Origin of the sequence: Haloarcula sp. R1-2, from assembly GCF_011627385.1 — an archaeon.
Lineage (GTDB): Archaea > Halobacteriota > Halobacteria > Halobacteriales > Haloarculaceae > Haloarcula > Haloarcula marismortui.
The window spans coordinates 65,318-77,389 of the sequence record NZ_JAANTG010000006.1; the positions used below are offsets into that span (position 1 = coordinate 65,318).

At 60.2% G+C, this 12,072-nt stretch carries 14 protein-coding genes and 2 pseudogenes; 6 read left to right on the forward strand and 10 right to left on the reverse strand.

Features of this window, described 5'->3' with window-relative positions:
- A complete protein-coding gene (paaI, locus tag G9C82_RS19085; protein ID WP_127015041.1) occupies positions 1-396 on the reverse strand; it encodes a hydroxyphenylacetyl-CoA thioesterase PaaI in 396 nt (131 codons plus the stop codon).
- Between the two features lie 98 nt (positions 397-494).
- On the opposite strand from paaI, the gene G9C82_RS19090 reads away from it, so the two are divergent.
- Both G9C82_RS19090 and G9C82_RS19095 read left to right on the forward strand, forming a co-directional pair.
- Positions 495-953: a MaoC/PaaZ C-terminal domain-containing protein gene (locus tag G9C82_RS19090; RefSeq protein ID WP_127015042.1), complete on the forward strand. Its 459-nt coding sequence runs from the start codon at positions 495-497 to the stop codon at positions 951-953.
- 147 nt (positions 954-1,100) lie between these two features.
- Entirely contained in the window at positions 1,101-2,552 is a 1,452-nt protein-coding gene (locus G9C82_RS19095; protein WP_007188582.1) for an aldehyde dehydrogenase, read from the forward strand.
- A 110-nt stretch (positions 2,553-2,662) separates the two neighbouring features.
- On the opposite strand, the gene paaE is transcribed toward G9C82_RS19095, so the two are convergent.
- The 6 genes and pseudogenes from paaE to paaA all read right to left on the reverse strand — a co-directional run bounded on the left by paaE (position 2,663) and on the right by paaA (position 5,561).
- Complete coding sequence (gene paaE, locus G9C82_RS19100) at positions 2,663-2,830, reverse strand: 1,2-phenylacetyl-CoA epoxidase subunit PaaE (RefSeq protein ID WP_004594293.1); 168 nt, start codon at positions 2,828-2,830, stop codon at positions 2,663-2,665.
- Positions 2,827-3,261 carry a 1,2-phenylacetyl-CoA epoxidase subunit PaaD gene (paaD, locus tag G9C82_RS19105; protein WP_004966591.1) on the reverse strand — a complete coding sequence of 145 codons (435 nt, stop codon included), beginning with the start codon at positions 3,259-3,261 and terminating at the stop codon, positions 2,827-2,829. The genes paaE and paaD overlap by 4 nt, the downstream gene beginning before the upstream one ends.
- The gene (gene paaC, locus G9C82_RS19110) at positions 3,254-4,087 is read right to left on the reverse strand and encodes a 1,2-phenylacetyl-CoA epoxidase subunit PaaC (RefSeq protein WP_127015043.1); all 834 of its coding nucleotides are present in this window, start codon (positions 4,085-4,087) and stop codon (positions 3,254-3,256) included. Before paaC ends, paaD begins: the two co-directional genes overlap by 8 nt.
- A pseudogene (locus G9C82_RS21115) lies at positions 4,087-4,386 on the reverse strand (PacF protein); the annotation flags it as partial. The gene paaC and the pseudogene G9C82_RS21115, both read right to left, overlap by 1 nt.
- Positions 4,387-4,440: 54 nt before the next feature.
- Positions 4,441-4,614: pseudogene (locus G9C82_RS21120) on the reverse strand (PacF protein); the annotation flags it as partial.
- 5 nt (positions 4,615-4,619) lie between these two features.
- Complete coding sequence (gene paaA / locus G9C82_RS19120; protein WP_127015044.1) at positions 4,620-5,561, reverse strand: 1,2-phenylacetyl-CoA epoxidase subunit PaaA; 942 nt, start codon at positions 5,559-5,561, stop codon at positions 4,620-4,622.
- A 106-nt stretch (positions 5,562-5,667) separates the two neighbouring features.
- Between paaA and G9C82_RS19125 the strand changes: the two genes are divergently transcribed.
- Positions 5,668-6,324, forward strand: a complete 657-nt coding sequence (locus G9C82_RS19125; RefSeq protein WP_127015088.1) for a helix-turn-helix domain-containing protein — start codon at positions 5,668-5,670, stop codon at positions 6,322-6,324.
- A 73-nt stretch (positions 6,325-6,397) separates the two neighbouring features.
- Positions 6,398-7,159 carry an enoyl-CoA hydratase/isomerase family protein gene (locus tag G9C82_RS19130; protein ID WP_127015045.1) on the forward strand — a complete coding sequence of 254 codons (762 nt, stop codon included), beginning with the start codon at positions 6,398-6,400 and terminating at the stop codon, positions 7,157-7,159.
- On the opposite strand, the gene G9C82_RS19135 is transcribed toward G9C82_RS19130, so the two are convergent.
- Positions 7,156-8,031 carry an amidohydrolase family protein gene (locus tag G9C82_RS19135; protein ID WP_127015046.1) on the reverse strand — a complete coding sequence of 292 codons (876 nt, stop codon included), beginning with the start codon at positions 8,029-8,031 and terminating at the stop codon, positions 7,156-7,158. The two genes, G9C82_RS19130 and G9C82_RS19135, sit on opposite strands and share 4 nt — an antisense overlap.
- A gap of 214 nt (positions 8,032-8,245) precedes the next feature.
- Here G9C82_RS19135 and G9C82_RS19140 point away from each other — a divergent pair, with 214 nt between their 5' ends.
- Positions 8,246-9,079, forward strand: coding sequence for a CoA ester lyase (locus G9C82_RS19140; protein ID WP_127015047.1), 834 nt, complete (start codon positions 8,246-8,248; stop codon positions 9,077-9,079).
- A 42-nt stretch (positions 9,080-9,121) separates the two neighbouring features.
- Positions 9,122-9,844 (forward strand): class I SAM-dependent methyltransferase, encoded by a 723-nt coding sequence (locus G9C82_RS19145; RefSeq protein ID WP_127015048.1) that lies wholly within the window; start codon positions 9,122-9,124, stop codon positions 9,842-9,844.
- A 41-nt stretch (positions 9,845-9,885) separates the two neighbouring features.
- On the opposite strand, the gene G9C82_RS19150 is transcribed toward G9C82_RS19145, so the two are convergent.
- Together G9C82_RS19150 and G9C82_RS19155 are read right to left on the reverse strand one after the other, a co-directional pair.
- Positions 9,886-10,350 carry a MaoC family dehydratase gene (locus G9C82_RS19150; RefSeq protein WP_004966601.1) on the reverse strand — a complete coding sequence of 155 codons (465 nt, stop codon included), beginning with the start codon at positions 10,348-10,350 and terminating at the stop codon, positions 9,886-9,888.
- Positions 10,351-10,353: 3 nt separating this feature from the next.
- Positions 10,354-12,072: an acyl-CoA carboxylase subunit beta gene (locus G9C82_RS19155; RefSeq protein ID WP_127015049.1), complete on the reverse strand. Its 1,719-nt coding sequence runs from the start codon at positions 12,070-12,072 to the stop codon at positions 10,354-10,356.

Sequence of the window (12,072 nt, forward strand, 5' to 3'; positions counted from 1 at the left end):
TCAGGGCCGGTAGACTCGTCCACGAAACGTCGCGATGCGCTCGCCATCCTGTGCAGTCACCGTTACCTCGTACTCTGCGGTGCTGCCTGCGAGATGTGTTTCTTTAGCGATCGCAGACAGCGTCTCACCGGTGTCGACGGCGTCTAAATACGAGATGTTCGTCTCCAGTGCGACCGCTGCCTCGCCATGAGAGTTCGACGCCGCGGCGAACGCCGCATCTGCAAGTGAGTAGATCGCTCCGCCATGCGGTGTCCCATGAAAGTTCAGCAGGTCCTCGGTAATCGTCAGTTCAGTCTGGGCGTACCCCGAATCAAGTTCGACGACATCGATACCAAGGGTTTCGCAGTACGCATCCGATTCGATACGCTCTCTGACTTCGTCGGCGACACCGGACATACGGGTCGTGGTTCCATCACTAATAATAAATATATACCGGTCACTGCTGCTGTCAGCGGAGCGTAAAAATATAAATGGCTGCTATTAGATGAAAAAATATGGCATACAGCTACGAGCCACACCACTTCGAGGACTTCGAAGAAGGACAGGAGTTTATCAGTGTCGGCCGGACCGTTACCGAGTCCGATTTCGTCATGCACTCCGCCCTGTCTGGAGACTGGACAGAGCTGCATACGAACAAGGAATACGCGGAAGAACAGGAGTTCGGTGAGCGGATCGCTCACGGTCCAATGACGTTCGTGCAGGCGACCGGCTTCGTCTACCGGACCGGGATCGTCGAGCGGACCGCATTCGCGTTCCTCGGGATGAACTACATGGACCTCCCAAACCCGGTCCACATCGGCGATACACTCCAGCTGGAGATTATCGTTGACAACACCAAAGAAGTCGGACGCGACGACGCCGGGCTGGTCGTCCTCGACACTGAAATGGAAAACCAGGACGGGACCGTCGTCTTCGAGGGCGATATGAAGTTCCTGATCAAGAAACGCGAGTGAGTCTACTGCCGCGGCCGAAGGCGATGCATCGATAGGGCGTAGTACCGCAATTTTGCGGCTTGAAGCTCAGAGCTAGCGCTCTTGTCGCCCAGACATTAATAATCAATAATAACAACTAAGACGCCGCGCACTCCCTCTGTTACTGCAATGGAGTACACCGGCCCGACAGACCTGTATATCGGCGGAGAATGGCGAGAAGCGACCAACGGCGACAGCATTGAGACGGAGGACCCGGCAACTGAACGGACCTACGCGTCAGTACAGAAGGCCGAGGCGTCCGACATCGATGCTGCAGTAGAAGCGGCACAGGCGGCCGTCGCAGAGGGTTCCGAGTGGGCGACGATGGACCCCGGAACGCGCCGGGCGAAACTCCATGCGATGGCCGACGCCATAGAGGCGATGAAAGACGAACTGTCCATGGTTGAATCCCACGACAACGGGAAAACGCCGTTCGAGGCTGGGCTGGAAATCGACATGGTCATCGATACGTTCCGCCATTATGCCGGCTGGACGGACAAGGTCCGCGGTGACGAGATTCCTGTCGAAAATGGCCGGCTCAACTACACCACTCGTGAGCCAGTCGGTGTGACCGCACACATCGCGCCGTGGAACTATCCCTTCCAGCTCGCCGGCCGCGGCCTAGCACCGGCGCTGGCGACAGGAAACAGCGTTATCCTCAAACCGTCCGCTATGACGCCGCTATCGGCGCTGTACTACGCGAAAGCCGCGGAGGAAGCGGGCCTTCCGGACGGCGTCGTCAACGTCGTTCCCGGGAAGGGGTCCGAGGCCGGTGACGCACTCACCGGACACGAGGGCGTCGATCACGTCACCTTCACCGGGAGTACCGGTGTCGGAAAGACAGTCCAGCGCACTGCTGCCGATGCAGTCGCTGACGTAACGCTCGAACTCGGCGGCAAAGGGCCGGCAGTCGTGTTCCCCGACGCTGACCTCGATGCCGCCGCCCGCGGCATCCAGTACGGGATCTTCATGAACGCCGGGCAGATGTGCTGGGCGAACTCGCGCATTGTCGTCCACGAGGACGTCTACGAGGAGATGGTCTCCCGGATGGCCGAAATCGCTGAAAACATCCCACTCGGCGGCGGTATCGACGACGATGGCCAGATGGGACCAGTCGTCAGCGCGGGCCAGCAACAGGAGATTCTCGATTATATCGAGACCGGCAAGGAAGAGGGGGCGACTGTCGCGGCCGGCGGTGGCGTTCCTGCGGACAAAGAAACCGGCCACTTCGTCGAGCCGACCGTCTTTGCTGACGTGGACAACGAGATGACGATTGCCCAGGAAGAGATCTTCGGCCCTGTGCTCACCGCAATCGAAGTTAGCGACGAGGAAGAGGCCACTGCGGTCGCGAACGACTCGCCGTTCGGCCTCACTGCCTGTGTCTGGACGAACGACCTGACTCGCGCTCACACCGTCACAGACAGACTGGACTACGGGATGGTGATGGTCAACGAGACGCCCAACACGTGGCCACAGACCCCCTTTGGCGGCACGAAACAGAGCGGTCACGGTCGCGCACAGGGCGAACAGGCTATCGAGAGCTACACCGAGGTGAAAAACGTCCACATCAACCTCGGCTGAAGCTCTCTTCGACGAGTCGGCATCACACCGCCAGTCAGTGCAATCAATGGCACCATTGCCCTGATTCACGATATAAAATTGCGACGCCAGAACTAGCGAGTAATAACTGCTTACTCGAACTTCTTGAACTGCTGCAGGCACTCGTTACAGTAATGAATCGACTGACACCGTGACGGTCCTCGTGGGTGTTTCCGTTCGGTGTCGGTCGAGCCACAGTACGGGCACTCCGCGCCTGTCTGTTCGCCGCTGGTCGTAACGCTGGGGTCCGGCTCGCTCATCCGTCAAAGCTCATCCCGAAGTCACGCAACGCTTCCTTGCCCTGTTCGGTGACCAGATCAATGGACCAGTCCGGGGACCAGACCAGCCGGACCGATGCAGTCTCGATTCCGTCGACACTCTCGGCGGCTTCTTCGACTTCATCGAGGATGATTTCGCGTGCCGGACAGCCGCTGTAGGTGAGCGTCATATCAACCGTGGCTTCGCCGTCGGACACGTCGAGCCCGTATATGAGGCCCAGATCGACGATGCTGACCGGCATCTCCGGGTCCTCGACCTGATACAGGGCCGCCCACACGTCACGTTCGATGCCGTCGGCGTCTTCGCCCGTGGCTGGCACGTCGTCCGCCGCGTGGTCTTTGGTCTCGTAGTCAGTGTACGAACACGCGGTGGCATCAGCGTCTGCGCGTGGCCGGTCGTAGTCGCTACTCATCGTCGTCCGCCATTATCAGCGTCGCTTTGTCACGTCCCAGATTCCGGTAGCTCGAAGTCATTTGTTCGTGAAGGTCGTGCCAGTGGTCAGTGTGTTCGTTGTCCCGGCCCGTCGGCGTTGCGGGGGCAACGTCGGTCGGCACGTCGAATCCCAGTTCGGTCAGGAACGACTCGACGCGAGTCTCCCATTCGCTGCGCATCTCATCGAGAGTCATCGTCCGGATGCCCAGCCGTTCGATGTCGGCCTCCACGTCCCCGACTGGTTCGAACAGCGTGAGGGCGTACGGATAGAGGTCATCGATAGCCGCCTGCACGCGTTCGCTGGCTTCCTCGTCCAGTGCCATCCGGTCCAGCCAGCTTTCGGCGTGTTCGAGATGATAGCCTTCCTCGCCCTGGATGCGGCTCGTTCTGTTCCGGATTGTCTCGTATGACGAGTTCTCAAGCGCGGAGAGGCGGATGTCTTCAGCAACGTCGTAGAGGTACGCTCTGACGATGGCGTCGGCCCAGTCACCTTCCGCAAACGGCAGCTCGACGAACGTACTGTGCTGGAAGTCGCTGGGGTCGCTCTCGTAAATGAGCGATTCCTCGGAATAGCCCAGTTGCTGCACTGCATCGTACCACAGCCGTGCGTGGCCCAGCTCGTCCTGTGCGTTGTTCGAGATCGAGAGGTCCGATTCCAGTGTCGGCGCACGCACCTGCCAGAACGTGTAGCGTTCGGCCTGAATCAACTCGTCGTCAGCAAGCCGGAGCAGCTGTGCCTCGACTGCGCGCTGTTCTTCCTCCGAAAGGTCGGTTGGACCGCCGAGGTCGGATTCTGTTGTTGCCATTAGATTTCACCTCGTTGTTTCTCCGCTTCTATCTGCTCAGACTCGGAGGCTTCGACCTCCTCAGCAGCCGGGTTGACGTTGTACGTCTGTGCAAACCGGTAGGACTTGTTGGTCGTCCCGCCAAACGTTACGTCATCCGCTGTGACTTCACCAATGTACTGGTGCTGGACGACCCAGAGACTGTTCGGGTCGTCGTCAGTGAACGCCGCGATCGCCGCCTGTTCTGCGTCGGCGGCGCTGGCAGCGTCGACATCACCGCAGTGCGTATGATACCCACCGGGCTTGTCCTGCCGAAAGACGGCCCACGGTTTCTCGGCACCGTCCCCAGTCTCGTCGCGGCTCTCTGCATCGGGGTCGACCTGCGTGATTTTCTCCTGCGGGGCAACCCAGAGTGCGTGGGTTGGCTTCCGCCGTCCGTGCTGAATGACCGAGAACTGCTTTGCCATCTCTCGGTCGGGTGCGTGGACATCCCGGCAGTGAACGAAATCCGCGTCCGGACTCTGTTGTCGGAATACTTCCCAGATCATTGTTCTCAGTCCGCCGCCTGTGACTGCGGGCCGCTGTTCGTGGTCGTCTGGTCGTCCATCATGTCACGGACCCACTGTACCGCTTCCTGAGCCTGCCGGCGACCGGTGATCTGCTCGATACTGCCCTCGTATTCGTTCTGTGAGACCGTGAAGAACTCGTCCCAGTCGAGGTCGTCCTCGACGACCTCGTAGGTCCCGTCACCGTTGTCCCGAATGCGTGGCTCGTCGGGCATCTCCAGCCCGTATTTTTTCGCCTTCGGGATGTAGGTGTTGAGGAACGCGTTCCGAAGCTCGTCGTTCGTACACGTCTTCAGCCCGACTTCCGCGGCGAAGTCGTGGTGGGTGCTCTGGTCGTCGGTCGGGCCGAAGAACTGCAGGATTCGCGGCCACCACTCTTCGAAAGCCTCCTGAGTCATGCGCTGTTCCCTCCGGGAGCCGTTCATCAGTTCGCGGAGGATCGACTCACCGTGTTTGACGTGCATCCCCTCTTCGAAGCAGATCTTGTCCATCGCGTGGGCGTATGGCTCCCAGCTGGACTTTTTCAGGGTCGCCTGACGACGCATCGCAGCCCCGTCGACAAAGAACGCGATCATCGGCGTCTCGACGTAGCTCTCCATTGGGTAGTGGAAGCAGTTCAGGAACTTTCCGTCTCCGTTCGCCAGATCGTCGAGCATCTCTTCACGGGTTTTGATACCGAGCGATTCCGCCGCTCGGTAGAGCATCTGGCCGTGGCCGATCTCATCCTGAACCTTCGCGCTGAAGGCCATCTTTCGCTCGATACTCGGTGCTTTTCTGATGAAGGGCCGTTCAAGGAACGCGCCCATAATCTCGCTGTTGGCGTGGAACTCAAGCATCCGCGTGGCTGCCTTCCGATACTCTTCGGGAAGGTCGTCTTTCGGGCTGAACTCCCGGGGTCCGGCGCGGTCTTTGACTTCGTCGACGTTCATATCTATTCTATAAATCGTGAGGAATGTTCTTACTAATTTGCCCCCATATAGGCGGGTTTTATAAGTACATCCGCACATGTGCGAGGCAATGATAGAGGAGTGCCTGATGGTCGAGTTTCGCATCGAGGGTGACGACTGCCCACTGGCAGATGCGAGCAGTGTCACGGGGACACCCATCGAGGCGGCCCCGCCGCTCCTCCGGGAGGACGGTAACGTCTTGCTGCGGTTCAGCGCACAGGCGAGCGACGACCTCAAAGACTACCTCGACGGAGACGACCGGATCCGCTATCTCTACCAGTCAGTTACCGAGGGGCGGTATAACTATCGATGCCTGTCACTCCAGCAGTGTGTTGTGCATAAACTCATTAGCGCGGGGTTCATGGTAGAATCGCTGACGTATCGGGACGGGAACGCGGTTTTAGCTGGTGCTGTGGTTGGGCACGAGATTCTCCAGACAGTCATGGAGACGGCCGGTGAAACTGTCGGCGTGAAACTACAGCGGGTGTACGCACTGCGTGCAACAGAAGACGCGTCTATCGCACAGCAATGGGACCTGACCCCGGCACAGGAGGAGAGTCTCCGATACGCAGTCGAGATGGGCTACTTTGTCGTCCCACGACAGACGACTGCGAGCGAAGTCGCTGGCGAGCTCGGGATCAGTAAGTCTGCATTCCTCGAACGACTTCATCGCGCACAGCACTCGTTGTTCACACAGCTGTTCGGCGGCGTCGGTGACGGCCATCCGGGAGACGGTGGAGAGTAACGACGACGGCCGACCAGGCGACGACAGAGAAAGACGGGTTCGGAGTTAAATACCCGGGCGTGTGAGTACGACCATGCGCGTTGAAGACGGCGCTGTTCGACGAATCGTATTCGACCGTCCTGAGGTAAAAAACGCGATGACGGCAGCGGTCGCTACTGAATTAGCCGATGCGCTCGAGGATCTCGACCCGGCGACGCACGACGCCGTCCTCCTCACTGGCGACGGTGATTCGTTCAGCGCTGGCGGGGATATCGAGGCGATGAGCGAGCGGGAAGAATCGACAACGGAAGCCTACGAGCGAGTCCGGACAACACTGGGCCGGGTCGCCAGCAATATCCTCTCGGCACCCGTGCCTGTCGTCGCGAAGGTCAACGGCGACGCAGTCGGTGCCGGGCTGTCGCTTGTGGCTGTCGCTGATTTCGCGTACGCCGCCAGTTCCGCGCGGTTCGGTGCATCGTTCATCAGCGTCGGCCTCGTGCCGGACATGGGCGCAACCGCCATACTTCCCCGGCTGATCGGTCTCAGGAAAACCAAAGAGCTCGCGTTCACCGGGAAGCTGATCGACGCCGAGAGCGCCGCCGAAATGGATCTGGTCAACGAGGCTATCGACCCGGCCGAGCTTGATGCGCGGACAGCTGACCTGCTCGAAACGCTTCGGGCACAGCCAACGGAGAACCTCGGGCTGGCGAAGGAAGCGATCCACGACAACATCGGCCAGCCCCTGGAAACCGGGCTGCGTCGAGAAGCACGCATCCAATCACTGGCGTACGATACGCCGGCACATGCACGTGGTGTCGAGGCGTTTCTGGACGGGCGAACCCCGGATTTCGACTAGCGGTCGAAAAACTCCTGTGCGTTCTCGAACAGAATCTTCCGCTGGACATCCGTATCAAAGTCAGTGTCGCGAGCGAACGATTCGAGCCACGTTTCTGGGTCGATCATCGGATAATCGGTGCCGAACATCACCTTGTCTTTGAGGACCGTGCCGGCGTAATGGAGTACCTGATCGTCGATATACTTCGGCACCCAGCCGGAGAGGTCCATGTACACGTTGCCCTTCTGCTGGCAGATGGCCAGCTGCTCTTTCTCCCACGGGAAGGCGGGATGGGCGATGAGGATATCGAGGTCCGGATGTGCAGCAGCCACGTCGTCGATAAGCATCGGGTTGCCGTACTTGATTTTCAGGCCGCGACCGCCGGCGCTACAGGCTCCCAGTGTCGAGTTCCCGCCGTGGAAGACAACGGGGACGCCGAGGTCTTCGATGGTACTCCACAGATGGTCGTGGCGTTCATCTGAGGGGTCAAAGCCCTGTGCGATCTGCTGGAATTTGAACCCCGAAAGGTCCAGATCCTCAACGCACCGGATCGCCTCCTGCACGCAGTCGTCTTTCAGTGGGTCAACACTCCCGAACCCGACGAAGAAGTCGGGATACTCGTCCTGGACCTCGGCGACGTAGTCGTTCGGGACGGGTGGGTTCCCGGTGTTCGTCTCCGCGTCCCAGCCAAGCAGGACAGCACCACTGACGCCCGCCTCGTGGTACTCCGCGAGCATTTCGTCGTAGTCCCACGTCTCCAGATCAGTGCCGAACCGGTCGGCGGCGTCTTGCATCATTTCGCCGCCGGCGTCGTGGAGGAACTCACTGGTCGGTTGGTGCGCGTGCGTGTCGAACAGTTGTCTGTCGGCGACACCCGGGAGGTCAGTTGTCACAGAGAGAGATTTTACCCAGTGTCATAAAAATCCATGCTGTTTGTGCCGTGCAGCAGACCCACCGAAGTAGACGGATAGTTGTGATACCGATAGCTGATTCACGAAGCGGCGTACTGACTGCGACAGGGAATGAGTCGCCAGACCCACGGTCATCCTGTGCATGGCCGGGCGTCTATCCCCTACCATCTTACTGCTGGGGGGTGAACGCACAGCTATGGTTCGTCGCAGTGTTCTGTTTGCGCCGGGAGACAATGCGGAGTTAATGCGGAAAGCGGCCGGTGGCGACGCTGATGTCGTCGTCTTCGACCTCGAGGATGCGGTTGCACCGGCTGATAAAGAACAGGCACGTGAATCGGTTCAGTCGGTACTCTCGGCTGTCAACTCGAACAGCCACATCTGCGTTCGTATCAATCCCGTGGGAGTTAGCGCCACAGCCGACCTCGGGGGGATACTGTCGGACACCAGTCCCGACAGTGTGATGCTCCCGAAAGCTAGTTCGGCCGAGGACATCTCGGCACTGGAACGGCTCCTCGGGGAGTACAATGCGGATCTCCCGGTGCTTGGGCTAGTGGAATCGGCCGCTGGCGTCCTCAACGCGGCGGAGATTGCAGCCGCCGACCCGACCGATGCTCTCCTCTTTGGGGCCGAGGACCTTGCAGCCGACCTCGGTGCGAGTCGCACCAGCGATGGACGGGAGGTGCTCTATGCACGCCAGCGAGTCGTCGTTGCGGCCAGCGCCGCAGGAATCGATGCAATCGATACGATCTACCCGGAATACGGCGATCTGGATGGTCTCCGTGACGCAACTGAGTTCGCTGCCCAACTCGGGTACGACGGGAAGATGGCAATCCACCCAGATCAGGTCGCGGTCATCAACGACGCGTTTACCCCAGGTGACGAGGAGATAGCATGGGCCGAACGCATCATCGCGGCCGACGAAGAAACAGATGCTGGGGTGTTCGAAGTCGACGGGGAGATGATCGACGCACCGCTTATCGCACAGGCAGAGCGTGTCCTCGAACGCGCTCGCGAGGCCGGGCAGCGGTAGCCAACGACAACACCTATCCGGGACCTGACTGTGCTGTCGTGTATGAAAGCCGTCGTCCGGCAGAACTTCGATGCCAGCGTCGACGCCTACACGGCCTACGAGCGGCGGACCAATCGCTTCACGTCGCTCGCACGCCTGCTCGCCGTCGAGATGAGCACTCATGCTGACGACGGGCTTGGGACAGTGCTCGATGCGGGCGCAGGCACAGGTGTGAGCACACGCGTATTCACCGAGACAGCAGCGGAGACTGTTGCGCTCGACATCAGCCGCGAGATGCTGAGCGAAATCGAGTCCACTGCCCGACTGCAAGCTGATTTCGACCACCTGCCGCTCTGTGACCAGTCAGTCGACGGGGTGGCGTTTACCGCTTCGCTCTTTTTGGTCCCCGAGCCAGCGACCGCAGTGCGGGAGGGCGCCAGAGTGCTCCGGTCTGGTGGGGTGGTCGGGGCCGTCGCGCCGCTTGGCTGGTTCCGTCCTGACGGCACGGACGTGTTCGAACAGTTTGAGCGCGAGTCACGCTCCCCGACTGACACATCGGCTCTCCAAGACGCCCTCGCGGGTGAGTTCTCAACGACGACAGGAACGTGGCGGTTTTCGACGACTGCCGAAAACATCCGGCTGTTCCACGCGATTCCCGCGATGGCCGCACGGCTCTATCCAAAGTTCGACATCGAAGAACGGGTTCTGCGAGCCCGTGAACTCCTCAGCGCTCTCAATGGGACGTTCGAGCAACGATGGCGGTGGGTCATCGGTGTCCCAGAGTAGGCGACTGGGACCCGGGCTTCGTCCGTCAACCGGTCCCGGCGTCACTCGGCGGTATCGCGTCGCAGTGACAGCACGGTCCGGTCGAACTCACAGACGAGGACATCGTCCGAATCTGTGAGTTTGAACACCTCGACGTGCATCGTGACGATGCCGCGGTCACCGTCGCTAGTCTCGCGTTTGTCGGTCACGGTCGACTGCACGCGGATGGTGTCGCCGTGAAATACCGGGTTCGGATGCTCGACGCTGTCGTAGGACAGGTTCGCGACAATAGTGCCATCGGTCGTCTCCGGGATGGTCAGTCCGACAGCTAAACTCATGGTGTAGAGCCCGTTGACCAGTCGCTCGCCGAACTCCGTCTCGGCCGCGAACTCGGCGTCTAAGTGCAACGGCTGCTGGTTCATCGTCATATCACAGAACTGTTGGTTGTCGCGCTCGCTGATCGTGCGGCGCTTCTCGTGTTCGATGGTCTCGCCGACCTCGAACTCTTCGTAATAAAGTCCTGTCATAGCTCAGAGGATGGTTCCGTGTTTCTTGTCTGGCAGGTCTTTCTCGACGGTCTCGTAGAACGCAAACCGGTTCGTCAGTTCCGTTCTGAGGTCGCTGGGCGGAACGATGTCGTCGACGACAACTTCGCTGGCCATTCGATGAATGTCGATATCCTCGCGATAGGCTTCGCGGAGTTCTTGCTCCTTTTGCTGTCGTTCGTCCTCGTCATCGATCTCGGAGAGCTTCCGTGCGTAGACGGCGTTGATAGCCGCCTCGGGCCCCATTATGGCGATTTCCCCGCTCGGAAGCCCGATCGTCGACTCGGGGTCGTAGGCGGGACCGGACATGGCGTAAATGCCCGCACCGTAGGCCTTCCTGACCACAACGGACTGCTTGGGCACTGTCGCCGAAGACGTGGCGTAGATCATCTTCTTGCCCTGTTCGAGGATACCTTCCTTCTCGACGCCTGACCCGGCCATGAACCCCGGCGTGTCACAGAGATACAACAGCGGGATGTTGTAGGCGTCACAGGTCCAGATGAACTGGGCGGCTTTCTCCGCTGCGTCCGGGAAGATGGCTCCCGCACGCTGGGCTGGCTGATTGGCGATGACGCCGATTGGCCGGCCGTCTATCCGGGCAAACGACGTGATTATTTCCTTGCCGTACTCGGGCCGGAGTTCGAGTGTCGACCCAGCATCGACGACTCGCTCGATCACGTCGAACATATCATAGCCCTTGTTGGGCTTTTCTGGCACGACAGCATCGATACCCTCCGGCGAGCGCTTCGGGGCCGTCCCGCTGGTCTGTGGTGGGTCTTCGTCGGCGTTGTCGGGCAGATAGCTGATGAGTTGCGCAACGAGTTCGCGGGCGTGTTCCTCGTCGTCGGCGATGAGGTCCGCACTCCCGGAGTGCTGTGCGTGGATGTCAGGGCCACCGAGTTCTTCGAGACTGATCTCTTCGCCGGTGACCATTTCGACCATCCGGGGGCTGGCGATCGCCATTGCGCTCATATCCCGGACCATAACGGTGAAATCCGCGAAGACGGGCGTGTAGGCCGCGCCGGCGATACAGGGACCGTACAGCACACAGATCTGCGGGACCCGCCCAGAGAGCATCGAGTGATTGTAGTAGAACTTTCCGATACCTTCGCGGTTGGCGAAAAAGCCCGTCTGCTGGTCGATACGACCCCCCGAGGAGTCCATCAGATACAGCACCGGTCGCCCGGTTTTCAGCGCCCGCTGTTGCATCCGGAGGAACTTCTCGACACCCTTTGCGGCCATGCTGCCGCGTTTGACCGTGTAGTCGTTGGCCATGAAATGCAGGTCACGGCCCTCGAACTCCGCGGCCCCCGTGATGAGCCCGTCGGCCGGGAGCTGGTCGTCGGCGTCGAACTCCGCAAATTTCCCGTCTTCGAACAGGAAATCGTCACCGAACCACAGGTCGATACGGTCCCGGACGAACAGCTTGCCCTCCTCAGGCAACTGCTCTTTGTACTTTTCCGGCCCGCCTTCAAGGATCTCTTCAATCTCCTCGCGCAGGGCCTCCTCGCGTTCGGTCGGGCCGAGGTCGTCCTCAACTGGGTCCGTGGATTCATCCTGCCGAGTGCCGTCGTACGTGGCACTGCTGACCGTTTCGCCGCCGTCGACAACGAGGGTAATGTCGTCCTCGAAGTGTGTCGCCAGCGCCTCGGCAATGGCCTGTGCTTCCGATTCGGTCGCGTCGTCTGAAATTTTGACTTGCAT